The following is a 21,997-nucleotide window of genomic DNA, read 5'->3' on the forward strand; positions in this document are numbered from 1 at the left end:
TTGGCTACATGCCGCACATTACCAGTAAGCACTACTCCGCAAACGTCACCCACTCTTCCAGCGGCGCGCGGTCGGTGCGGAACTCGTTTTCGGGCTTGGATCTGTCCTCATGGCCGAGCGCCATGCCGCAGACGACGATCTCCTCGTCGGGGATATTAAGCACCGGCCTGATCTGCTTGTGATACGGTGCAAAGGCCGCCTGCGGACAGGTGTGCAGGCCCCTGCCCCGCGCCGCCACCATGATGTTCTGCAGGAACATGCCGTAATCGATCCACGAGCCCTTGTTCAGCCGCCGGTCGACCGTGAAGATCATGCCGACCGGTGCGTCGAAGAAGACGAAGTTGCGGTCGTGCTGCGCACGCATCCTGTCCACCTCACGCCGGCCGATGCCGAGCGCGCCGTAGAGGCCGAAGCCATTCGCCCGCCGCCGGGTGAGATACGGTTCGAAGAACTGGTCGGGGTAATAGCGGTATTCGTCCCAGTCGGCCTTTTCGGCGCGGATGCCGGAATTGAGGATGGCGTCGGTGATCCGCTGCTTGACCTCACCCTTGGTGACATAGACCCGCCAGGGCTGCATGTTGGTGCCCGAAGGTGCACGCGCGGCGACAGAGAGAATGGCGCGGATCGTCTCGTCATCGACCATATCGGGCAGGAAGGCCCGCACAGAACGGCGTGACGTGATCGCCTCGTCGACGATCGCCGCATCCTTGGCAATCCGGGTGTTGTTTTCAAGCATGGGCCGTCCCTTTACGCGTAATCCCTAAACCGGAATCGATTCCGGAAAAGATCATGCGCCGTCCAGAAAATGGGAGAGCACCATTGCGGGTCCAATTGACGCGTGGCGCTCTATCGTAAGCCTCGACCGGGCGCCCTCACTCGCCGTTCGTGGCCGAGCCTTTGCCTGAACCGCCAAAATGGCGCAAGCAAATCTTGTGACCTCATGAAAATCATCTTGATTTTTTCACGAACTTGACCTCTCATGAAATTTGCCCCCAATTTTTCACCATGGGAATTTCAAGAGAAGTAACATTGCCCGCAACAGCCGTCAGATCTGAGCAGGAAAACCGCGAACGGCTGCTGGCCGGCGATATCAGGGCGCTGCGTAAGGTGCGCAGGCTGACGCTTGCCGAGATCGGCCTGAAGCTTGGCCGCTCCGTCGGCTGGGTCAGTCAGGTCGAGCGCGGCCTGTCGATCCCGTCGCTCGGCGATCTCAGGGCCTTCGCGGAAGTGTTCGGGGTGCCGGTCAGCCTGTTCTTCAGCCACGACGTGCCCGTCGAGAACGAGCGCGGCGTCATCGTGCGCGCCGGCAGCCGCCGCACGCTTGGCACAAGCGATTCCGGCCTTGTGGAGGAGCTTCTGTCGCCCGATCTCGGCGGTAGCTTCGAGATGCTGCGTTCGGTCTTCGCCCCGGGTGCGGAGCTGAAGACCGAAGCGCGCCGGCCGACGGAGGAAGCCGGATATGTCGCTTCCGGCAGCTTCGACATCGAGATATCAGGCGTCTGGCACCGGCTTGGTGAGGGCGACTCCTTTCGCTTCGACGGCAAGCCGTTCCGCTGGCGCAATCCTGGAGCGGAGCCGACGGTAGTCATCTGGGTGGTCTCACCACCTGTTTACTAGAGGTTTGGAGAAGAACATGGCCGGTTTGCCGACCACGGCACGTGTGGTGATCATCGGAGGCGGTGTCGTTGGCGCCTCCTCGCTCTACCATCTTGCCAAGGCGGGCTGGACCGACTGCGTGCTCCTGGAAAAGAACGAGCTTACTTCCGGCTCGACCTGGCATGCGGCCGGCAACGTGCCGACCTTCTCCTCCTCATGGTCGCTGATGAACATGCAGCGCTATTCGACCGAGCTCTATCGCGGGCTGGCCGACGCGGTCGGCTATCCCATGAACTACCACGTCACCGGCTCGCTCAGGCTGGCCCATACGGCCGAGCGCATGCAGGAGTTCCAGCGCGCCAAGGGTATGGGCCGCTATCAAGGCATGGACATCGATGTGGTCGGGCTCGACGAGATCAAGCGCCGCTATCCATTCATCGAGACGCATGAGCTGAAGGGCGCGCTCTACGATCCGAGCGACGGCGATATCGATCCGGCGCAGCTGACCCAGGCGCTGGCCAAGGGCGCCCGCGATATGGGTGCCAAGATCATCCGCTTCTGTCCGGTCACCGGCGTGCGCCGCGAGAAGGACGAGTGGGTGGTCGAAACGGCGCAGGGCGAGATCCGCTGCGAAATCGTCGTCAACGCCGCTGGCTATCGCGCGGCCGAAGTCGGCAGAATGTTCGGCCGCGACGTGCCGATGATGGTGATGAGCCATCAATATATCCTGTTCGAGGAAATTCCCGAACTGGCCGCATGGTCGAAGGAGCAAGGCAAGAAACTGCCGCTGCTGCGCGACGTCAACACCTCCTACTATTTGCGCCAGGAAAAGAACGGCATGAATCTCGGCCCCTACGAGCGCAATTGCCGTGCACATTGGGTCGGCCACAATGATCCGATGCCCGATGATTTTTCGTTCCAGCTGTTCCCCGATGATCTCGACCGGCTGGAGGACTATCTGGCCGATGCCGTCGCCCGTGTGCCTATCCTCGGCACCGCCGGCCTGTCCAAGGTCATCAACGGCCCAATCCCCTATGCACCGGACGGCAACCCGCTGATCGGCCCGATGCCCGGCGTGCCGAATGCCTTCGAGGCCTGCGTCTTCACCTTCGGCATCGCCCAGGGCGGCGGCGCCGGCAAGGTGCTGGCCGAATGGGTGACTGAAGGCCAGACCGAATGGGACATGTGGTCCTGCGATCCGCGCCGCTTCACCAGCTTTGCCTCGGCCCAGGACTACTGCGTCGCCAAGGGCATGGAGATCTACGGCAACGAATACGCAATCCAGTTCCCGCGCCATGCCTGGCCGGCTGGGCGCGACCGCAAACTGTCGCCGATCCACGATCGCACCAAGGCGTTCGGCGCTTGCTTCGACGCCTATAATGGCTGGGAGCGCGCCACCTGGTACCCGCAAGCCGGCGACGACGTCTCCGAAGCCGCGACGCTGACCTTCAGCCGCGAGGGGCCCTGGCAGCATCGCGTCCGCGAAGAATGCCTCGCCGTGCGCGACGCCGCCGGCATTTTGGACCTGCCTGGTTTTTCCCGCTTCAACCTCGACGGTCCAGGTGCTGCCGAATGGCTGAGCCAGCAGGTCACCGGCATCGTGCCAAAACCTGGCCGCATCGGCCTCGCCTATTTTGCCGACGACAAGGGCCGCATCGTCACTGAGATGTCAGTGGTGCGCCACGACGAGAATTTGATGACGCTGATCACCGCCGCCGTGGCGCAGTGGCATGATTTCGAGTGGCTGAAATCGCGCATGCCGAAGGACGCTTCATTCAAGCTGGTCGATCGGACCGAGGAATACTCCACGCAGATCCTCGCCGGGCCCAATTCGCGAAAAATCCTCGACGAGCTCTGCGCCGCCGACCTTGCTCTGCCCTGGCTCACGCATCAGGAGACAATAATCGCAGGCCGCTGGGCGAAGCTGGTGCGCGTGTCCTTCGCCGGCGAACTCGGCTGGGAAATCCACACCAAGGTCGGTGATACCGCCGCCGTCTTCGACGCCGTTTGGGCGGCCGGACAGAGGCATGGCCTGAAGCCATTCGGCATGTATGCGCTGGATTCGCTGCGGCTCGAAAAAGGCTATCGCGCCTGGAAGGGTGACCTGTCGACCGACTATACGATCCTGCAGGGCGGGCTGGAGCGTTTCGTCAAATGGGACAAGCCGGATTTCCGTGGCAAGGCGGCGCTGCAAAACGAGAAGCAGCAGGGCGTGAAGAAGCGTTTCGTCACACTGGTTGTCGAAAACCCCGGCGACTGCGACGCGCCCACAATGTCGACGCTATGGCATAACGGCGAGATCGTCGGCGAGACGACGTCCGGCGGCTGGGGTCATCGCATCGACAAGTCGATCGCGCTCGGCATGCTGCGCGCCGACCTCACCGGGCCGGGAACCACGGTAGAGGTCGAGATCTTCGGCGAGCGTTTTCAGGCGGTCGTGCAGAACGACGAACCACTATGGGATCCAAAGAACGAGAGATTGCGCGCATGAAGTCCATCATCCTCACAGACGGCGGCATGGGCCAGGAGTTGGTACGCCGCAGCAGTTCCGAGCCGACGCCGCTGTGGTCAGCCAGGGTGCTGATCGACGAACCGGACCTGGTGCGCGACCTGCATGCGGAGTTCATCCGGGCCGGCGCCCGTGTCATCACCATCAACACCTATTCCGCAACGCCCGAGCGGCTGGCGCGGGAAGGCGCGGAAGAACTGTTCAAGCCGCTGCAGAAGCGCGGCATAGAGCTGGCAAGACAGGCTCGCGATCAGGCCGGCGACGCGGCGATCGCCGGCTGCCTGTCTCCCCTGTTCGGCAGCTACGCACCGGCGCTGACTATATCCTTCCAGGACACGCTCGACATCTACCGCCGCATCGTTGCCGAACAGGCTGATGGCGTCGATCTGTTCCTGTGCGAGACCATGGCATCGGCCGAGGAGGCGCGCGCGGCAGTCACCGCGGCGTCGGAAAGCGGCAAACCGGTATGGGTGTCGTGGACGCTTGCCGATCACGGCGCACCACGGCTGCGCAGCGGCGAAACTATTGCGGCTGCGTCGAGCGCTCTCGACGGTCTGCCTGTTACGGCGCGGCTGATCAATTGCTGCCGGCCCGAAGCGATCGCCGCAGCGCTGCCCGAACTGATCGGTCTCGGCGGCCCGGTCGGCGCCTATGCCAACGGCTTCACCTCGATCGAGGCGCTCAAGCATGGCGGCACGGTGGAAGTGCTGCACGCCCGCCACGACCTCGATCCTGATGCCTACGCCGGCCAGGCGGTCGGCTGGGTCGAGACCGGTGTCGACATCGTCGGCGGCTGCTGCGAAGTCGGACCGCCCCATATCGCCGCCCTGCGCGACCGGCTCGAACAGGCCGGCTATGAAATTTCGGGAGTAGCATAATGCCCAGACCATCATCGCGCATTTCCGGCATCGTGCCCTCCGGCAAGGACGGCTGGGAGGTCCATTTTGCCGCCTGGACACGCAGGGAGGCCGGCGAGGACATCATCATCCTGTCGGTCGGCGACCATGATTTCGATACGCCGGAGCAGACGATCGAAGCCTGCGTGACAGCGGTTCGCGCCAGCAACCATCACTACACCCCGCTGCCGGGCCTTCCGCGTCTGCGCAATGCGATGGCGGCGACCTCGGCCCTCTGCACCGGCGTTGCGACCAACCCCGACCAGGTGATCGCCACGCCGGGCGGACAGGCAGCGCTGTATGCGGCAGTGCAAGCCGTTCTCGACCAGGGCGACCATGCCATCGTGGTCGCACCCTATTACGCGACCTATCCCAACACATTCAGCGCCGCGGGCGCCGATTTCACCGTAGTCGAGACACCCGCCGAGGATGGTTTTCAACCGCGAGCCGCCGACATTCGTGCAGCGCTTCGGCCGAACACGCGGGCCATCCTCATCAACACGCCGAACAACCCGACGGGTGCTGTCTATTCGCGCCAGCGGCTTGAAGAGCTGGCGCAGATTTGCCGGGATCATGACCTCTGGCTGCTGTCGGACGAGGTCTACTGGACGCTGGGCGGCGGCGAGCACATCTCGCCGCGCTCGCTGCCCGGCATGGCGGAACGCACGCTGGTCATCAATTCCATGTCGAAGAGTCACGGCATGACCGGCTGGCGCATGGGCTGGCTGACCGGGCCCGAAGAGATGATCTCGCTGCTGATCAATCTCAATCTGGTGACGACCTACGGCCTGCCGGCCTTCATCAGCCTCGCTTGCGCCGAGGCGCTGGAAAACGGCTACGGCGTTAAGGAGATCGCCGAACGCTATGCCGCAAGGCGCAGCGTCGTCCTCGACGCCATGCGCGGCATGAACAACGTCACCGTGCGCGGCTCCGAGGGCGGCATGTATGTCATGCTCGACATATCGGCTGTCGAGCCGGACGACGAGAAATTCGCCTGGGCTCTCCTCGATAAGGAAAAGGTTGGCGTGATGCCGGGCTCGAGCTTCGGCGAGGCGGCCGCCGGCCATATTCGCGTCAGCCTCTGCCAGCCCGAGGCGATACTTTTGGAAGCAGCCCTTCGCTTGCGCCGCTTCGCTTCCACCTATCGCCGTGAGGCCGCATGAGCGCCCTGCCCCCGAAAGCAATCCCTAGGAAGGCCAGGGCCGTCATCATCGGCGGCGGCGTCTCCGGCTGTTCGGTCGCCTACCATCTGGCCAAGCTCGGCTGGACCGACATCGTGTTGCTCGAACGCAAGCAGCTGACATCGGGCACGACGTGGCATGCCGCCGGCCTGATCGGTCAGTTGCGCGGCTCGCAGAACATGACGCGGCTGGCGAAATACTCGGCCGACCTCTACGTCAAGCTGGAAGCCGAGACCGATGTCGGCACCGGCATGCGCCAGGTCGGCTCGATCACCGTGGCGCTGACCGAGGAGCGCAGGCACGAGATTTATAGGCAGGCGTCCCTCGCCCGCGCCTTCGATATCGACGTGCGCGAAATTTCGCCTGGTGAAGTCAAGGAGATGTATCCACATCTCAACATCTCCGATGTGGTCGGCGCAGTCCACCTGCCGCTCGACGGCCAGTGTGATCCCGCCAACATCGCCATGGCGCTGGCCAAGGGCGCACGTCAGCGCGGTGCGACCATCGTCGAGAATGTGAAGGTCACCAAGGTCAATACCAGGGATGGCCGCGTCACCGGCGTGTCCTGGGCGCAAGGCGACGAGCAAGGCACGATCGAAGCCGACATCGTCGTCAACTGCGCCGGCATGTGGGCGCGCGAACTCGGGCGCCAGAACGGCGTCACCATCCCGCTGCATGCCTGCGAGCATTTCTATCTGGTCACCGAGCCGATCCCCGGTCTCTCCCGCCTGCCGGTGCTGCGCGTGCCGGACGAATGCGCCTACTACAAGGAGGATGCCGGCAAGATGATGCTCGGCGCCTTCGAGCCGGTGGCCAAGCCCTGGGGCATGGACGGCATAAGCGAAGATTTCTGCTTCGACCAGCTGCCGGAGGATTTCGAGCATTTCGAGCCGATCCTTGAAATGGGCGTCAACCGCATGCCGATGCTGGCCAGCGCCGGCATCCACACCTTCTTCAACGGTCCCGAGAGTTTTACCCCCGACGATCGCTATTATCTCGGCGAGGCGCCCGAGCTTTCCGGCTACTGGATGGCGACCGGCTACAATTCGATCGGCATCGTCTCGTCCGGTGGCGCCGGCATGGCGCTGGCGCAATGGATCAACGATGGCGAAGCGCCTTTCGATCTGTGGGAAGTCGACATTCGCCGCGCCCAACCGTTCCAGAGGAACCGCCGTTACCTCAGAGAGCGCGTCTCCGAGACGCTCGGCCTGCTCTACGCCGATCATTTTCCGTATCGCCAGATGGCGACCTCGCGAAACATCAGGCGCTCCCCTCTGCATGAACATCTGAAGGCACGCGGCGCGGTATTCGGCGAGGTTGCCGGCTGGGAGCGCGCCAACTGGTTCGCTAGGCCTGGCCAGGAGCGCGAATACCGCTATTCCTGGAAGCGGCAGAACTGGTTCGATAACCAGCGCGACGAACATCTGGCGGTCCGAAACGGCGTCGGCCTGTTCGACATGAGCTCCTTCGGCAAGATCCGTGTCGAAGGCCGTGACGCCTGTGCCTTCCTGCAGAGGCTTTGCGCCAACGACATGGACGTGGCGCCGGGCAAGATCGTCTACACCCAGATGCTCAACCGGCGCGGCGGCATCGAGAGCGACCTCACCGTCTCGCGGCTGTCTGAAACGGCCTACTTCCTCGTCGTGCCCGGCGCGACGCTGCAGCGTGATCTCGCGTGGCTGCGCAAGCATCTTGCCGACGAGTTCGTCGTCATATCAGATGTGACGGCGGCCGAAGCCGTTCTCTGCCTGATGGGCCCGGACTCGCGAAAATTGATTCAGAAGGTGAGTCGCAACGATTTCTCCAACGAAACCAATCCGTTCGGGACCTTTCACGAGATAGAAATCGGCATGGGGCTAGCCCGTGCCCACCGCGTCACCTATGTCGGCGAACTCGGCTGGGAGCTTTATGTCTCGACCGACCAGGCCGCCCATGTCTTCGAGGCGATCACGGAGGCCGGCTCCGATGTCGGCCTGAAACTCTGCGGTCTGCACACGTTGGATTCCTGCCGTATCGAAAAGGCGTTCCGGCATTTCGGCCACGACATCACCGACGAGGACAATGTTCTGGAGGCCGGCCTCGGCTTTGCGGTCAAAACAGCCAAGGGCGACTTCATCGGTCGCGATGCAGTGTTGAGGAAGAAGGAAACAGGACTGAGCCGGCGGCTGGTGCAGTTCCGCCTGAAAGATCCTCAACCCTTGCTCTTCCACAATGAGGCGATCTTGCGCGACGGCAAGATTGTCGGCCCGATCACCTCAGGCAATTACGGCCACCATCTCGGCGGCGCCATCGGGCTCGGCTACATCGAGTGCAAGGGCGAGAACGAGGTGGATGTGCTGTCGTCGTCCTACGAAATCGAGATCGCTGGCGAGCGTTTTGCCGCCGAGACATCACTGAAGCCGATGTACGATCCGAAAGGGGAACGGGTGCGGATGTAGGGCATCTTCCCTTCTCCCCGTTTACGGGGAGAAGGACGCTCATCTCTCAAAACCGCTCCAGCTTCGCCCGCACTTTCTCCAGATACGCCGCCCTCGTCTTCGGCGTCGATGCATCCATTAGGTAGTGCGCCAGGAAGAACGTTCGGCAGCGGGTGGCGCAGAGCGCCCGCATGCCGCGCAGGATCGTCTTGCGTCCAGGCTGGCCGACGACCACGCTCCACCAGGTCGGTGCGCCGCAGGTCGTGATCACTCCGATCTTCGTCACGTGCCTCATCAGCGACTGGATCCGTCCCTTGCCCGCTGGTAGCTTAAAAGCGACGTCGGTTGCCCAGACCCGGTCTAGCCACCCCTTCAGCATTGCCGGCAGCCCGTACCACCATGTCGGATAAATGAAGAGGATTGCCTGGGCCCAGTTTAGGTGGTCGATGTGCGGCTTGAGCGCCGGGTCCTGCGGCGCGTGCTCATTATAGGAGCGTCGCTCGCCGCAGCCCATGACCGGATCGAAATTCTCCGCATAGAGGTCAAGCAGCCGCACCTCCCAGCCCCTCGCCTTCAACACCTCGATGGCACTGTCGCGGATCGCAGCGCAAAAGCTTTCAGGCATTGGATGGCAGTAAACCACCAGGACCCGCATCAGAAAGCGTCCATGGCGGCGGCGACTTTCGCCAGGAATCTCTTGCGCGTTTCATCGCTCGACAGGTTCATCGAATACTGCGCGAGATAGGACACGGAGGCATCTGGCTTGATGGTGGCGCGCAACACGCGCTTGACCAGCTTGCGCGGTGGATCGCCCATCAGAATGGCGCGGAACCGGCTGCCGCCATAGGTGGTGACCGCCGCCAGCTTGCGGATGTTGTGCAGCGACGGCTGCACCTTGCCGTCGACCAGCTTGAACGACACGCCGGGCAGGAAAACGCGGTCGAAGAAGCCCTTCAGGATCGCCGGATAGCCGTAATTCCACACCGGAAACGACAGCACCAGCGCCTCGGCTTTTTGCAAGCGCTCGACGTAAGCGGCTGCCGGCTCATCGGCGCCGCGCTCGTCGTGATAACCGAGCCGCTCGGGGCGCGTCAGCCTGGGATCGAAATCCTCGGCATAGAGATCGCAGTCGTCGACGGCGTGGCCGGCCGCCGTCAGCCGCTCGACGATCATCTGGTGCAGACCGGCATTGAAACTGGTCTCGACCGGATGGGCGTAAAGCACGAGGATGTTCATCGAAGTCCTCGCAGGCGCCACACGCTCCTCATCACCCCGCCTTCTGCAACCCCTTGAACAGAAACGACTTGTTCGAGCGATAATCATAGTCAGGGTTTTCCCAGGCGATCATCTTGCCGGGGTTGAGCAGCCCTTGCGGGTCGGTCTCGCGCTTGAAGGCAAGCTGCACCTCGTCGGTCCGCTTCATTCCGCCCTCTTCCAGCGTGTATCGGTGCGGGTTGAAGATCCAGCAGCCATTGTCCTCATGGATACGGATGATTTCGTCGAGCCGCTCCGTCGTGGTGAAGCGGACCAGCGGCAGGCCGGCAACGCCGATCGCACCGTCGAAACGGATGAATTCCAGATGCGTCGGCACCTCGTCGCCGAAGCGATCGATCATCGCCTTGACGTGAGCCAGATGATCCGGCGACGGATAGCGGGTCTGCAGATAGGTGATCGTGGGATCGACCCTGATGGCGCGCAGCGTCGTGTGATTCCAGGTCAGCTCATAGGCCGGCGGCAGGCCCTTGAGATCGGCCTCCTTGTCGGCGCGGAAGACGATCTCGCCCTTGCTACGCGCGGTGAGGGCGACAAAGGCGTCCATCGCATGCGGCGCGATCATCAGGACGACGATGCTCTGCTCGCGCCGGAAGAATTTCTGATGGCGCTTGAAATAATCGTACGGGATGGGCGCTGCGATCGGCGTGATCAGTTTTGCCAGTATGCCGTCCTGGACGGCGAGATCGTCGCCGAAACCGGCCGCATCCATGAAATCGTCGAAGCCGACAATGACGTCGACCCAGTCGTAAGATGCGGTCAGCGGCATCTCGACTTCGGTGATGATGCCGTTGGTGCCGTAGGCATGCATGACCTTCAGCACCTCCTCACCGGTAAGCTCCATGACGCGCGGCTCCGCCTCCATCGTCACGGTCCTGAGCCGGATGACATTGCCAAGGTCGCGCAGTCCACCCCAGCGGATCGAGCCGACGCCTCCCGACCCACCGGCGACAAAGCCGCCGATCGACGCGGTGTTGTAGGTGGACGGCGACATACGGAGTTCCTGGCCGGAGTGCGCCCGCGTCGCCCTGTCGATATCGGCCAGAACCGCGCCAGGCCCAGTGACGACGCGTCCGGGCGCGATCGACTTGACCGCGTTCATCTCGGCGAGATTGAGCACCACGCCGCCGGACAGCGGCATGGCCTGCCCATAATTGCCGGTGCCGCTGCCGCGCGGCGTCACCGGCACGCCATGCCGGTGGCAGGCCGCCAGCACGCGGATAACCTCGTCCTCCGACTTCGGCGTCACGATCAGGTCGCCGGTGACATGGTCGAGCTGCTGCTTCAGCACCGGGCTATACCAGTAGAAGTCACGGCTCTTCTGCTGGACGATTGCTGGATGGTCGTCGAGCTTCAGGCCATCGAGGTCGTGTTTGAGCGCTGCAATGTCCATCATTCCACCATCAGATCGTCGAGTTCGGCATAGTCGGGCAATCGGCGCTCGACGGCGCGACCCTCGCGCACCACGATGCGATCCGCTTCGGGCCGCGACAGCAATTCCGTCCAGCTTCGCCCCCTGAATACGACGAAATCGGCGGAACCACCGGCGGCAAGCATGCCGAAACCATCGAGCCGCATCACCTTGGCCGGCGTCGACGTCACCACCTGCGGCCAGTCGCCGACCGGGTGATCGAAATGCAGGATGCGCGTCGCCATGCGATAGACCTCCAGCATGTCGAGATCGCCATAGGCGTAGAACGGATCGCGGGTGTTGTCGGAGGCGACGGTGACGGGAATGCCGCGCGCCTTCATCTCGTGCAGCAGCGTAACACCACGCCAGCGCGGCGTGGTGTTATCAGCCCGCCGGTCCTGCAGATAGAGATTGCACATCGGCAGCGACACCACGGCAAGCCCCGCCTTCGCCACCTTGTCCAGCGTGTCGAGCACATCGAGATCGGGCTGACGCGCCAGCGAGCAGCAGTGACCAACGAGGATGTTTCCCTCAAAACCGTTCCACAGGCCGGCCTCGGCGATTTTCTTCAACGAGATCGCCGAGACCGCGTCGGTCTCGTCGGCATGGAAATCGAGGTCGAGGCCATGCTTGATCGCCTGCGCAAACACCTGGTCGAGAAGCTCCTCCAGGTCCGGCACCATATAGGTGACGACACCGAGCACGCCCTTGGCCGCAGCCACGCGTTTAGCCAATTTTTCGAACCATGCCTTGTCGCGAACGGCTTCGATGCCGAGCAGGCAGGCCGCCTGCAGTTCGATGCGGCCGCGCCATTTCTCCCGCATCATCTCGAACACCGGCCAGGAGATCTCTTCCTGCGGCGCAACGCTGTCGAGATGGGTGCGCAAAGCCTTGGTTCCGTGCGCGTAGGCGCAGCGCAGCGAAAAATCCATGCGACGGGCGACGTCCTCGGCGCTCCAACGTGCAGCGCGGTCGGCGCCGGTTGCGTTGAGCGCGCCCATGAAGGTGCCGTCGGGATTGGGTTTCCGAGGCCAGATATGGCCCTTGTCGATATGGGTGTGGCAGTCGACGAAGCACGGCATGACGATGCGGCCGCCGAGGTCGACGGCGCCTGCCGGCGCTGTGGATCTGCCATGCGCGGCCACGCTGGAGATCCTGCCGTCGGCGACAGCGATGTCGGCGAGCGCGAAACCGTCGCTGTCATAGGCCAAGGATAGGCCGGGCGTCAGCGACCGATGAACACGGGCATTGGTAAGATGATAAGAACCAGAGGCTGGTATCAAGCCGCACCCCCCTCTGTCCTATGCAACACCGTTCCCTCAAGGGGTCGTTTGGACTGGAGACACTGCGAACAGGCGTGCAGAGACATCGCGAACAGTTTTGCACCGCCGTATTCTTCGGTGACCGTAACGGCATGGATCCTCGGGTCTGCGCGTCCGCTTCGCTCCCGCTCCGCCCGTGGATGACGAAAGACAGGAAGGCTTATGCAAATCGCCAATGCTGGGGATTGGGAGGAACTCCGGTATCTCCAACGTTTGCGATTGGTGGCGGCATCCTTTCCCTTCGTCATCCTAGGGCGGAGCGGGAGCGAAGCGGACGCGCAGACCCTAGGATCCATGCCGTTCCCTTTGAGTTTAGCGGCGGCGCAAAACTGTTCACGATGTCTCCGCACGGCTGTCCGCCGTATCTCTGGCCCAAGCAGCCCCTCACCGTTCTCAATCGCGTCACGCATCCTATCGCTCCTGCTTCAGCGCGCTTTCATGCCAGCGCCGCAAAATGAGATGCGAGATCAGCGACAGCACCAGGAAGATGAGAATGCCGGTGAACGAGATCAGGATCAGCGCCGCGAACAGCCGCGGTGCGTTGAGCCGGTAGCCGGCCTCGATGATGCGCGAGGCGAGACCCGACGACTGGCCAGTGGCCCCGGCGACGAACTCCGCCACCACCGCGCCGATCAAAGACAGGCCGCCGGCGATCTTCAGCCCGCCGAGAAAATAGGGCATCGCCGCCGGCAGCCTGAGATAACGCAATTGTTGCCAGCGGGTCGCGCCGTTGAGCTTGAACATGTCGCGCAGATTGCGATCGACTGAGTTGAGCCCGAGCGTGGTGTTGGACAGGATCGGAAAGAAGGCGACAATCCAGGCGCACAGCAGAAGCTTCGTCGTCTGGTTGTCGACATAGATGTTGATAAGCGGGAAGATCGCGACGATCGGCGTCACCTGCAGCACGATGGCAAACGGGAAGAACGACATCTCCACCCATTTCGATTGCGCAAACAGCACCGCAAGCCCGACCCCGCCGATGACGGCGAGAAGCAGGCTGAGAAAGGTGATCCGCAGCGTCACCAGCAGCGAGGAGAACAGCAGGCCGGCATCGTCGAATAGCGTTTGCAGCACCACGCCGGGGCGCGGCAGGATGTATTTCGGGATATCGTTCCAGACGCAGATGCGATCCCACAGCCAGATGGCCAGGATCATGATCGCCAGCGGCAGCAGCCAGCGGCCGATGCGCTCGAGCCGCTCCTGGCGCACCCGACGCGCCTCCTCGGGGTCGAGCGTCGGGGCGTGTTCTTCAATGGCCGTCATGATGCGGTCCGGCGGTTGAGTTGATGGCGCCGATCAGCACATCGGACGCCTGACGGCAGAGCGCGGCATAGGCGGGTGAGGTGCGGAAGGTTTCGTTGCGCGGATAAGGCGCATCGACGGCAATTTCCCCGAACACGCGGCCCGGTCGCGCCGCCATGACGACGACGCGGTTGGAGAGGAAAACGCTTTCGAAGACGCTGTGGGTCACGAAGACGACGGTAAAACGCTCGTCCTGCCATAGTTCCAGAAGATCGTTGTTGAGCTTGAAGCGGGTGATCTCGTCCAGTGCTGCGAACGGCTCGTCCATCAAAAGAACGCGCGGCTTGGTCACCATGGCGCGGGCGATCGAGACGCGCATCTTCATGCCGCCGGACAGCTCGCGCGGCACGGCGTTCTCGAAGCCGGTCAGGTGAACCCGCGCCAGCATCTCCCTCACCGCTGGCTCAGCCTTGGCCCGCGACACGCCCTTCAACCGGAGCGGCAGCCAGACATTGTCGAAAACATCGGCCCAGGGCAACAGCGTCGGCTCCTGGAAGACGAAGCCGATGTCAGAGCGGTCGACAGAGCTACTGCCGCGCCAGTCGAGCAGGCCGGAGGTCGGCGTCGCAAGACCCGCGATGAGGCGCAAAGCCGTCGACTTGCCGCAACCCGACGGTCCGAGCAGACTGAGGAAGTCGCCTTCCCGGATTGTCAGGTCGACGTCGCTGAGCGCTGTCACGCCGTTGGAAAAAACCTTGCCGACGCCGCGCAGCGCCAGCAGCATCGGACCCTTGCCCGATGCGCTTGCCGGCGCTTGCGCCACTTTCTCCTGCATCATCCCCGGGTGCTATTTCTTCAGGTCGATCCCGACGCCCTTGTTGACGAAGGTCAGCGTGTAGGACTTCTTGATGTCGATATCGGCCGGCACGACCTTGGCCTTGACCATCTTGTCGTAGAAGCTCTGGATGCGCTCCTCGGTCATCGCGCCGATGCCGAGTTTTTCCGTGTCGCCGGAATCGACGATGCCGAATTTCTTCATCTGCTCGATCGAAAACGCGATCTGCTCGTCGCTGATGTCTGGATTGTCCTTCTTGATCGCCGCATTCGCGGCAGCGTTGTCGCCGTAGAGATAGTTGTACCAGCCCTTGGCCGAGCCATCGACGAAGCATTGGACCACCTCCGGCCGCTTGTCGATCGTGCCCTGCATAGTCTCGATCGTCGTCGCATAAGTGTCGAATCCGTAGTCGGCGAGCAGGAACAAATTGGGCTGGAAGCCGCCTTCCTTGGCGACTGCATAGGGCTCCGAGGTCACGTAGCCTTGCTGGATCGACTTCTTGTTGGCGATGAAAGGTGCCGGGTTGAACGTGTAGGGCACGCGCTTGGCCGCATCGAAGCCGAATTCCGTGATCATCCATTGGAAGAAGCTCTGTGCACCTTCGTCGCCGATGATGTACTGGTCCGCGTTCTTCAAATCCTCCCATTTGTCGAGCCCTTGACCTGGATGGGCCATGATCACCTGCGGCTCTTTCTGGAAGGAGGCGGCGACCACGCGCAGCGGAATCTCCTGCTGAACGGCGTCGAAAGCCTGCAGCATGTTGCCGCCCATGTAGAAGTCGATCTTGCCGGCGAGCAACAGCGGCCGCCCGCTGACCTGCGGACCACCTTGCATGATCGTCACGTCGAGCCCGCAAGCGGCATAGGTGCCGTCCGCCACGGCCTGATAGTAGCCGCCGTGCTCGGCCTGGGCGAGCCAGTTGGTACCGAAGGTGACTTTCTCGTTCGCTGCCGCGCTCAGCGTGCTAGCGGCAAGCAGCACGATCGCGCCAGCCGAAATCTTAAGTTTTCCGTCCATCCACACCACCCTTTGTTGCCTCGGGCGCGTCACACGCCGAGCTCGACACCATCGATTCAAGAAGCAAGACACATGCCATCGCCGGGACCGCCTGCCTGCGCAACAGTCGTGCGCGAGGCCGGACTGATCATGCTGTACCGGAGGCATCGTGCCTATTTTTTGGACGCCTGTCCACAATCGCCCTGACAACATGCACTGCATCTTGAAGGCTTGGCTAATCTGGTCTTAGGCTGGCGCCGAACCGGAGATCGCCATGTTCAAATTCCTGACGCCGAAGTCGATCAAACCGCCTTTTGCCCGCTACAGCCATGGCATCGAGGTGCCGCCCGGCAAGCGGCTGGTGCTGTGTTCTGGCCAGGTCGCCATCACTCTGGACGATCAGATCCCGGAGGATGCCGGCGCACAGGCTGAACTCTGTTTTCGCAGCATTGCCGCGATTCTCGGCGAGGCCGGACTTGGACTCTCCGACATCGTGCGCATCAACGCCTATGTCACCGACCGCGCTTTCCTCAGGCCCTACATGGACGTCCGCGACCGACTGTTCACCAGCCCGGCACCCGCCTCGACGCTGATGATCGTGTCCGGTTTCGCCCGGCCGGAATTCAAGGTCGAGATCGAGGTCATCGCGGCAGGGTGATCGACAGCCGATCCTTCCCGCGCTAGGTCTGCATTGAAGAGGCCGGCCTATCGAAAAGGCCAGTCTATCGGAAAAGGCATGACATGACCGTTGCGAAAAGACGCGTGTGGTGGGGCGACTATCGGACCACCGAATACGCCACCGTCGACCCGGAGGCGACGATCGCCGTCCTGCCGGTGGCGGCAATCGAACAGCACGGGCCGCATCTGCCGGTTTCGACCGATACCTCGATCATGAACGGCATGCTCGAAACGGTGATCGAGCGCCTGCCTGGCGATCTCGACATCCGCATCCTGCCCGTCCAGGCGGTGGGCAAGTCGAACGAGCACCTGCATGCGCCGGGAACCCTGACGTTGCCGGCGGCGACCTTGATAGACGCCTGGACCGAGCTTGGCCTGTCGATCGCACGGGCCGGGTTAAGGAAGCTGATCGTCGTCAACTCGCATGGCGGCAACGAGGAGATCATGGGCATCATCACCCGCGAATTGCGCGTGCGTGCAAAGATGCTGGCGGTGAAGACGAGTTGGCAGCGCTTTGGCCGGCCGGCCGGCATGTACACCGAGCTTGAGGAGCGCCAAGGCATCCATGGCGGCGATGTCGAGACCTCGCTGATGCTGCATTTCCGGCCGGATCTTGTCGACATGGCAAAGGCCGACAATTTCGTCTCCAACGTCGCCCGCGCAGAAAAGCAATTTTCGCTGCTGCGCCACACCGGAACCCACGCCTTCGCCTGGATCGCCACTGACCTCAACCCGAACGGCGTGGTCGGCGACGCCAGCATTGCAACGGCCGAAAAGGGCCGGCTGACCGCCAACCATCAAGCCGACGGTTTCATCAGCCTGTTGAGGGATGTGCGCAAGGCGAAGCTCGCCGACTGGTTGGCATAGGGTCCGTTTCAGGTCAAGGTGAGCCACACACGCCCACTTGAGGTCGAAGACAGACTGCCACTTCGATGGCGCTAGTTCCAGATCATGCGTAAAGTAAAGTCTCGGCGGTTTGTCTCTCTAGTCTCTCATCAGTCTCACATCCACGGGTGCGCGATGGTTGTCGTCACAAAGGCACTGACGTTCGCTGACTTCCATGCAGCCCACGCACTCATCGCGGAGATGGGCCAATGGGACGTTGCCCAATGCGGCGTGCACGGTCTTCCGTCGGAAGGCGTGATTTCCGCCTACTATTCTGACGATGCCGCGAGTTTGTTGGAAAAGTGCACATTGCCCAGCGCAGGCATGTACCTCGCTCGGGTCGGCTCTGTCGCCTTAGGTTGTATCGGCCACGTTAGCCATGGAGATGTTGCCGAGATCATTAAGCTCTTCGTCCGTCCAGAAGGACGGGGAAAAGGCGTAGGAGCCCGCCTCCTTGCGACGGCGCTCGATGCTATCGAGCAGTCCAAGTGCCAAAAGGTGAACCTGGTGACAGTTTCATTCATGACGAATGCGATCACCCTTTACCGCCAGTTCGGCTTTCAAGAGTGCGAACCGTTCGAACCGGCACCGAAGGGCTTGGAGGAAGCTACGCGGTACATGGAAAGGGTCATCAAGTAGCTTGGATGAAAACAAGCGCAGCCCGTCCAGATCGGGATGGATCAGGTTCTGACCAGAATCAGCCGTCGATCTTCAGCGCAAAAGGCGTGCCCTCGAAGGCGTCCGCGCCGCGCCCGATCGCCTGGATCGCGCTGGTCATGCGGCCGTTGCGATCGAGCAGCGCGTCGGCGACCGCGATCAGCCGCGGATTGGGCGTCGCCGAGGGCGACAGCGCGCGCAGCGTCTCAGCCAATTCGACCTCGCATCGCTTCGGCGCCAGTGCCGCCGCGATGATATAGGCCGAGGCGGTCGAACGGCTGATGCCGGCATAGCAATGCACGACCAGCGGCCTTGCACGATCCCATCGGCGCGCGAAATCGAGCAGATCCCGGACATGCTCCTCGCCCGGCATGGTCATGCCGTCCTGCGCCACGGCGATGTCGTGCATGACCAGATGCAGATGGTTTTCCCTGGCGATCGAGGCCGGGCGCGTCACCTCGGTACCGGCGGTCAGCAGGGAAAGCAGCCGCTCGGCGCCGGTCCTCGCAACCGTTTCCTCGACCTTGGACAGCGAACAGACATGGATCATCGTACCTTTTCCTCTATCAGTTGCGCCCAGTCGGCAAGAGCCGATTGGAGCCGCTGCCATTCTTCCTCCGGGCCCGGCAGCCCGGCGCGCAGCACATGCGGCCGGCCGGAGAAATGACGAAGCAGGATGCCACGCTCGCCAAGCGTCGAAAACAAGCCGGCGGCGTCCGACAGCCTGATGTAGCGGAACAGCGTGGTGCCGCCGGCGACAGGCACGCCGAAGCGGCCGAACAGCGCATCGAGCCGCGCGGCCTCCTCGGCCAAACGGCGCCGCATCTCAACCTGCCAGCCGGTGTCGGCAAGCGCGCGGATACCATATTCGAGCGCCGGTCCGGCCACCGCCCACGGCCCGAATTGCGCCTCCAGCCGTTCGACCGTCAGCGCGTCGGCCAGTGCAAAGCCAAGCCGCAGGCCGGCCAGCCCAAAGAACTTGCCGAAGGAACGCAGCACGACGATGCCGCCTTGCTCGACATCGCCGGCCAGGCTCTCGCCAAGCGGACCGACATCCATGAACGCCTCATCGACGACCAGCAACCCGCCTTTGGCGTGCAATTTTCCGGCAAGCGCAAGTAGCTTCTCGCGTTCGACGACGCGCCCGTCCGGATTGTTGGGGTTGACGACGATGGCAAGGTCGGCCCCTGCCAGCGCCTCGAAATCATCGACCTCCGTCACCGCATGACCGGCGATCGCCGCTGCCCTGGCATGTTCGGCATAGGTCGGCCCGAGCACCAGCGCCTTGCCGGGCCGCACCAGCGAGGCGATGCGCGGCAGCAGGATCTGCGTGCCCGGCGCTCCCATCACAGTCGCCGCCGACGGCGCGCCGTAGGCGCTTGCCGCGATCTCGGCCAGATCACGAACCCGCGCGGCTTCCGGCAATCGCGAAAGGGCGGTGGCGGGCAACTCGAAAAACGGATAGGAGTGCGGATTGATACCGGTCGAGAGGTCGACGAAGGGTTGTGGGGCGTGCGGGAAAAGCGCCCTCGCCCGGCCAAGGCTTCCGCCGTGATCCACCACTGTCGCCGCTCCATCAAGAGACTTCATGTCGATCCTGATCGCTTTCCTGTCACTGGTTATTGAATTCGCCGTGGGCTACCCAGCCTGGCTGTTCGGCGCCATCGGCCATCCCGTCACCTGGTTTGGCAGGCTGATATCCTTTCTCGATCTCAGGCTCAACCGCGATACTGATTCCGACGCCCTGCGTCGCCGGCGCGGCCTTCATGCGCTGCTGATCATCGTGCTGGTGCCTGCCGCCATAGCCTTCGCGGTGGAAACCATGCTTTCGGACATTCCCGCCGGACTGGTCCTCACGGCAATTCTGGCGACGTCGCTGCTGTCGCAGAAGAGCCTGGCCGAGCATGTCGAGGCGGTGGCCGACGGCCTCGACAATGGTGGACTCGACATCGGCCGTGTTGCCGTCTCACGGATCGTCGGCCGCGATCCTAAAAAGCTGGACAGATCAGGCGTCTGCCGCGCGGCGATCGAAAGCCTGGCCGAGAATTTTTCCGACGGCGTCGTTGCTCCCGTCTTCTGGATCGGCGTCGGCGGGCTGGCCGGCGGCGTCGCCTACAAGGCCGCCAACACCGCCGATTCGATGATCGGCCACCGCACCCCGCGCCACGAGGCCTTCGGCCGGGCGGCAGCGCGCTTCGACGATCTGATCAACCTGCCGGCGTCGCGGCTGACTGCACTGCTCATCGTGGGTGCCTCTTTCTTCGTCAAAGACGCCGATGCCGGCAACGCCTGGCGCACCGTGCAGCGCGACGCGAAAAAGCACCGCTCGCCCAATGCCGGCTGGCCGGAAGCTGCGATGGCCGGCGCGCTCGGCCTGGCACTTGCCGGTCCGCGCTCGTATGACGGCGTCATGGTCGACGACGCGTTCATGGGCGAAGGCGGCCGCCGCGATCTCGAGAGCGCCGACATCAGGCGAGCGCTGAAACTCTACCGGACGGCCGATCTTCTGCTGATCGCGCTGTTCGGCTTGCTGTCGGTGATCGTCATCGCTGCGTGACCCATCGGAAGGGTCAGGAACTCGAATTACCAAGTCACGCGGACTTCCCTTGCGCTTGAATCAGCCGCCTTGCCAAACCTTTTGATCGCATATCCACCGACAGCCGCGGGGGAAGATTTCAATACCGGTTCAATCACAACAAAAAGTCGTTCGGCATCTGGCCCGTAGATGTAGAGGATGCATTTGCCCTCGCCAAACTCATCGCTATCAAACTCACCGACCGAAGCATTGCCGACGACTTGCTCTAGCCGAGCTTCCAGCGCGAGAATGGAAGCGCGTTCTTTCGACGTTCCAAACTGCCCGTCATTCAGAAGGAGATAGACGATTACCGCTTGTTCCAACAGACAGATCTCCTGCTGCGAAATGATTAGAACTCTATGCCTTGCTGCGCCTTCACGCCGGTGGAAAAGTGATGCTTGGTCACGCCCATCTCGGTGACCAGATCGGCGGCCTCGACCAGTGTCGGCTTGGCGTTGCGGCCGGTGACGACGACATGCAGCCCTTCGCGGCGGCCTTTCAGCGCCGCCACCACCTTATCCAGATCGAGATAGTCGTAGCGCAGCGCGATGTTCAGCTCGTCGAGCACCAGAAGGCTGATCGACGGGTCGGCCATCAGTTCGAGCACCTTGGCCCAGGCGGCTTCGGCGGCAGCGATGTCACGCTTCAGATCCTGCGTCTCCCAGGTAAAACCCTCGCCCATCGTGTGCCAAACGACCCGATCGCCGAAAGCGGCAAAAGCGTCCTTCTCGCCGGTGTGCCATTTACCCTTGATGAACTGGACGACGCCGACGCGCTTGCCGTAGCCGAGCATCCTCAGCGCCAGTCCGAAGGCGGCGGTGGTCTTGCCCTTGCCGGGACCGGTGTTGACGATCAGCAGCCCCTTCTCGACCGTCTTTGCCGCGACCTCGGCGTCCTGCACCGCCTTGCGCTTTGCCATCTTGGCGCGGTGGCGTTCCTCGTCCTTGGGATCGATAGTATCGGCCATGTCATTTCACCTTGAGCGGCAGCCCCGCCACCATCATCAGCACCGTGTCGGCCACGGCCGCAACTTGCTGGTTGAGCCGGCCGGCGGCATCACGAAACCGGCGAGCCAATGCATTATCCGGCACGATGCCCTGGCCGACCTCGTTGGAAACCACGAACCATGGCCCGCGCGGCCGCGACAGCACATCGGCCAGCCTCTGGCATTCGACCTCGATGTCATGTTCGGCCAGCATATGGTTGGTCAGCCACAGCGTCAGGCAGTCGATCAGGACAGGCCGGCCGTCAGGCAGCGCCTCGATCGCGCCGACGAGATCGAGCGGCGCGTCGACGGTTGTCCAGCCCTCGCCGCGCCGCGACCGGTGCAGCGCGATGCGTTCGCGCATCTCGTCGTCATAGGCTTGCGCCGTGGCGATAAAGGCCCACGGCGCCGGACAGGCCGTCACCAGTCTTTCGGCATGCGCGCGCATTGCGGGGCGCGCCCCCCCCCAGACCACGGTCAGCCGCCCCCCCCAAGCAAACCCCGAAAGCCAAGCGGTAGCGCCCGCCCGGCGCACGGCCG

The 21,997-nt window shown here is 63.0% G+C and carries 22 protein-coding genes; 9 read left to right on the plus strand and 13 right to left on the minus strand.

Annotated elements, in window-relative coordinates:
• Positions 1-31: 31 nt before the first annotated feature.
• Positions 32-736 carry a nitroreductase gene (locus AC0L26_RS16095; RefSeq protein WP_473633419.1) on the minus strand — a complete coding sequence of 235 codons (705 nt, stop codon included), beginning with the start codon at positions 734-736 and terminating at the stop codon, positions 32-34.
• Positions 737-1,029: 293 nt separating this feature from the next.
• Here AC0L26_RS16095 and AC0L26_RS16100 point away from each other — a divergent pair, with 293 nt between their 5' ends.
• From AC0L26_RS16100 to AC0L26_RS16120, 5 genes are read left to right on the plus strand one after another with little or no spacing between them, the layout of a single operon-like run.
• Entirely contained in the window at positions 1,030-1,617 is a 588-nt protein-coding gene (locus AC0L26_RS16100; RefSeq protein WP_473633420.1) for a helix-turn-helix domain-containing protein, read from the plus strand.
• Between the two features lie 16 nt (positions 1,618-1,633).
• Positions 1,634-4,087: a GcvT family protein gene (locus AC0L26_RS16105; protein ID WP_473633421.1), complete on the plus strand. Its 2,454-nt coding sequence runs from the start codon at positions 1,634-1,636 to the stop codon at positions 4,085-4,087.
• On the plus strand, positions 4,084-4,983 hold the full coding sequence (locus tag AC0L26_RS16110; protein ID WP_473633422.1) for a homocysteine S-methyltransferase family protein: 900 nt from the start codon (positions 4,084-4,086) through the stop codon (positions 4,981-4,983). The genes AC0L26_RS16105 and AC0L26_RS16110 overlap by 4 nt, the downstream gene beginning before the upstream one ends.
• Positions 4,983-6,164, plus strand: a complete 1,182-nt coding sequence (locus AC0L26_RS16115; RefSeq protein ID WP_473633423.1) for a pyridoxal phosphate-dependent aminotransferase — start codon at positions 4,983-4,985, stop codon at positions 6,162-6,164. Before AC0L26_RS16110 ends, AC0L26_RS16115 begins: the two co-directional genes overlap by 1 nt.
• Positions 6,161-8,620 carry a GcvT family protein gene (locus tag AC0L26_RS16120; RefSeq protein WP_473633424.1) on the plus strand — a complete coding sequence of 820 codons (2,460 nt, stop codon included), beginning with the start codon at positions 6,161-6,163 and terminating at the stop codon, positions 8,618-8,620. Before AC0L26_RS16115 ends, AC0L26_RS16120 begins: the two co-directional genes overlap by 4 nt.
• Before the next feature lie 46 nt (positions 8,621-8,666).
• Here the strand turns inward: AC0L26_RS16120 and AC0L26_RS16125 are convergent, their stop codons facing one another.
• The 7 genes from AC0L26_RS16125 to AC0L26_RS16155 form a co-directional block, all read right to left on the minus strand.
• Complete coding sequence (locus AC0L26_RS16125; RefSeq protein ID WP_473633425.1) at positions 8,667-9,254, minus strand: NAD(P)H-dependent oxidoreductase; 588 nt, start codon at positions 9,252-9,254, stop codon at positions 8,667-8,669.
• Positions 9,254-9,835 carry an NAD(P)H-dependent oxidoreductase gene (locus tag AC0L26_RS16130; protein ID WP_473633426.1) on the minus strand — a complete coding sequence of 194 codons (582 nt, stop codon included), beginning with the start codon at positions 9,833-9,835 and terminating at the stop codon, positions 9,254-9,256. The genes AC0L26_RS16125 and AC0L26_RS16130 overlap by 1 nt, the downstream gene beginning before the upstream one ends.
• Positions 9,836-9,866: 31 nt before the next feature.
• Positions 9,867-11,267, minus strand: coding sequence for an FAD-binding oxidoreductase (locus AC0L26_RS16135; RefSeq protein WP_473633427.1), 1,401 nt, complete (start codon positions 11,265-11,267; stop codon positions 9,867-9,869).
• A complete protein-coding gene (locus AC0L26_RS16140; RefSeq protein ID WP_473633428.1) occupies positions 11,264-12,565 on the minus strand; it encodes a cytosine deaminase in 1,302 nt (433 codons plus the stop codon). Before AC0L26_RS16140 ends, AC0L26_RS16135 begins: the two co-directional genes overlap by 4 nt.
• Positions 12,566-13,015: 450 nt before the next feature.
• Positions 13,016-13,867: an ABC transporter permease gene (locus AC0L26_RS16145; RefSeq protein WP_473633429.1), complete on the minus strand. Its 852-nt coding sequence runs from the start codon at positions 13,865-13,867 to the stop codon at positions 13,016-13,018.
• Positions 13,854-14,684: an ABC transporter ATP-binding protein gene (locus AC0L26_RS16150; protein WP_473633430.1), complete on the minus strand. Its 831-nt coding sequence runs from the start codon at positions 14,682-14,684 to the stop codon at positions 13,854-13,856. The genes AC0L26_RS16145 and AC0L26_RS16150 overlap by 14 nt, the downstream gene beginning before the upstream one ends.
• Positions 14,685-14,693: 9 nt before the next feature.
• Positions 14,694-15,698: an ABC transporter substrate-binding protein gene (locus AC0L26_RS16155; protein WP_473633431.1), complete on the minus strand. Its 1,005-nt coding sequence runs from the start codon at positions 15,696-15,698 to the stop codon at positions 14,694-14,696.
• Between the two features lie 253 nt (positions 15,699-15,951).
• On the opposite strand from AC0L26_RS16155, the gene AC0L26_RS16160 reads away from it, so the two are divergent.
• The 3 genes from AC0L26_RS16160 (at position 15,952) to AC0L26_RS16170 (ending at position 17,879) form a co-directional block, all read left to right on the plus strand.
• Complete coding sequence (locus AC0L26_RS16160) at positions 15,952-16,335, plus strand: RidA family protein (RefSeq protein ID WP_473633432.1); 384 nt, start codon at positions 15,952-15,954, stop codon at positions 16,333-16,335.
• An 83-nt stretch (positions 16,336-16,418) separates the two neighbouring features.
• Positions 16,419-17,222 (plus strand): creatininase family protein, encoded by an 804-nt coding sequence (locus AC0L26_RS16165; RefSeq protein WP_473633433.1) that lies wholly within the window; start codon positions 16,419-16,421, stop codon positions 17,220-17,222.
• 153 nt (positions 17,223-17,375) lie between these two features.
• The gene (locus AC0L26_RS16170) at positions 17,376-17,879 is read left to right on the plus strand and encodes a GNAT family N-acetyltransferase (protein ID WP_473633434.1); all 504 of its coding nucleotides are present in this window, start codon (positions 17,376-17,378) and stop codon (positions 17,877-17,879) included.
• A 58-nt stretch (positions 17,880-17,937) separates the two neighbouring features.
• Here AC0L26_RS16170 and AC0L26_RS16175 read toward each other — a convergent pair whose 3' ends face one another.
• Both AC0L26_RS16175 and cobD read right to left on the minus strand, forming a co-directional pair.
• Positions 17,938-18,447 (minus strand): tyrosine phosphatase family protein, encoded by a 510-nt coding sequence (locus tag AC0L26_RS16175; protein ID WP_473633435.1) that lies wholly within the window; start codon positions 18,445-18,447, stop codon positions 17,938-17,940.
• On the minus strand, positions 18,444-19,487 hold the full coding sequence (gene cobD, locus AC0L26_RS16180; RefSeq protein WP_473633436.1) for a threonine-phosphate decarboxylase CobD: 1,044 nt from the start codon (positions 19,485-19,487) through the stop codon (positions 18,444-18,446). The genes AC0L26_RS16175 and cobD overlap by 4 nt, the downstream gene beginning before the upstream one ends.
• On the opposite strand from cobD, the gene cbiB reads away from it, so the two are divergent.
• The gene (gene cbiB / locus AC0L26_RS16185) at positions 19,486-20,454 is read left to right on the plus strand and encodes an adenosylcobinamide-phosphate synthase CbiB (protein ID WP_473633437.1); all 969 of its coding nucleotides are present in this window, start codon (positions 19,486-19,488) and stop codon (positions 20,452-20,454) included. The genes cobD and cbiB overlap by 2 nt on opposite strands.
• A gap of 26 nt (positions 20,455-20,480) precedes the next feature.
• Here cbiB and AC0L26_RS16190 read toward each other — a convergent pair whose 3' ends face one another.
• From AC0L26_RS16190 to cobU, 3 genes are read right to left on the minus strand one after another with little or no spacing between them, the layout of a single operon-like run.
• Positions 20,481-20,795 (minus strand): hypothetical protein, encoded by a 315-nt coding sequence (locus AC0L26_RS16190; RefSeq protein WP_473633438.1) that lies wholly within the window; start codon positions 20,793-20,795, stop codon positions 20,481-20,483.
• 26 nt (positions 20,796-20,821) lie between these two features.
• On the minus strand, positions 20,822-21,439 hold the full coding sequence (gene cobO / locus AC0L26_RS16195; RefSeq protein WP_473633439.1) for a cob(I)yrinic acid a,c-diamide adenosyltransferase: 618 nt from the start codon (positions 21,437-21,439) through the stop codon (positions 20,822-20,824).
• A gap of 1 nt (position 21,440) precedes the next feature.
• A complete protein-coding gene (cobU, locus tag AC0L26_RS16200; protein WP_473633553.1) occupies positions 21,441-21,905 on the minus strand; it encodes a bifunctional adenosylcobinamide kinase/adenosylcobinamide-phosphate guanylyltransferase in 465 nt (154 codons plus the stop codon).
• Positions 21,906-21,997: the final 92 nt, after the last annotated feature.

The organism is Mesorhizobium sp. WSM4823, assembly GCF_055811195.1.

Excerpts from the sequence above, each read along its gene's own strand:
- AC0L26_RS16095 (WP_473633419.1), bottom strand. The coding sequence starts at position 736 with ATGCTTGAAAACAACACCCGGATTGCCAAGGATGCGGCGATCGTCGAC.
- AC0L26_RS16105 (WP_473633421.1), top strand. The coding sequence starts at position 1,634 with ATGGCCGGTTTGCCGACCACGGCACGTGTGGTGATCATCGGAGGCGGT.
- AC0L26_RS16110 (WP_473633422.1), top strand. The coding sequence starts at position 4,084 with ATGAAGTCCATCATCCTCACAGACGGCGGCATGGGCCAGGAGTTGGTA.
- AC0L26_RS16115 (WP_473633423.1), top strand. The coding sequence starts at position 4,983 with ATGCCCAGACCATCATCGCGCATTTCCGGCATCGTGCCCTCCGGCAAG.
- AC0L26_RS16120 (WP_473633424.1), top strand. The coding sequence starts at position 6,161 with ATGAGCGCCCTGCCCCCGAAAGCAATCCCTAGGAAGGCCAGGGCCGTC.
- AC0L26_RS16125 (WP_473633425.1), bottom strand. The coding sequence starts at position 9,254 with ATGCGGGTCCTGGTGGTTTACTGCCATCCAATGCCTGAAAGCTTTTGC.
- AC0L26_RS16130 (WP_473633426.1), bottom strand. The coding sequence starts at position 9,835 with ATGAACATCCTCGTGCTTTACGCCCATCCGGTCGAGACCAGTTTCAAT.
- AC0L26_RS16135 (WP_473633427.1), bottom strand. The coding sequence starts at position 11,267 with ATGATGGACATTGCAGCGCTCAAACACGACCTCGATGGCCTGAAGCTC.
- AC0L26_RS16145 (WP_473633429.1), bottom strand. The coding sequence starts at position 13,867 with ATGACGGCCATTGAAGAACACGCCCCGACGCTCGACCCCGAGGAGGCG.
- AC0L26_RS16150 (WP_473633430.1), bottom strand. The coding sequence starts at position 14,684 with ATGATGCAGGAGAAAGTGGCGCAAGCGCCGGCAAGCGCATCGGGCAAG.
- AC0L26_RS16155 (WP_473633431.1), bottom strand. The coding sequence starts at position 15,698 with ATGGACGGAAAACTTAAGATTTCGGCTGGCGCGATCGTGCTGCTTGCC.
- AC0L26_RS16160 (WP_473633432.1), top strand. The coding sequence starts at position 15,952 with ATGTTCAAATTCCTGACGCCGAAGTCGATCAAACCGCCTTTTGCCCGC.
- AC0L26_RS16165 (WP_473633433.1), top strand. The coding sequence starts at position 16,419 with ATGACCGTTGCGAAAAGACGCGTGTGGTGGGGCGACTATCGGACCACC.
- AC0L26_RS16170 (WP_473633434.1), top strand. The coding sequence starts at position 17,376 with ATGGTTGTCGTCACAAAGGCACTGACGTTCGCTGACTTCCATGCAGCC.
- AC0L26_RS16175 (WP_473633435.1), bottom strand. The coding sequence starts at position 18,447 with ATGATCCATGTCTGTTCGCTGTCCAAGGTCGAGGAAACGGTTGCGAGG.
- cbiB (WP_473633437.1), top strand. The coding sequence starts at position 19,486 with ATGTCGATCCTGATCGCTTTCCTGTCACTGGTTATTGAATTCGCCGTG.
- cobD (WP_473633436.1), bottom strand. The coding sequence starts at position 19,487 with ATGAAGTCTCTTGATGGAGCGGCGACAGTGGTGGATCACGGCGGAAGC.
- cobO (WP_473633439.1), bottom strand. The coding sequence starts at position 21,439 with ATGGCCGATACTATCGATCCCAAGGACGAGGAACGCCACCGCGCCAAG.
- cobU (WP_473633553.1), bottom strand. The coding sequence starts at position 21,905 with ATGCGCGCGCATGCCGAAAGACTGGTGACGGCCTGTCCGGCGCCGTGG.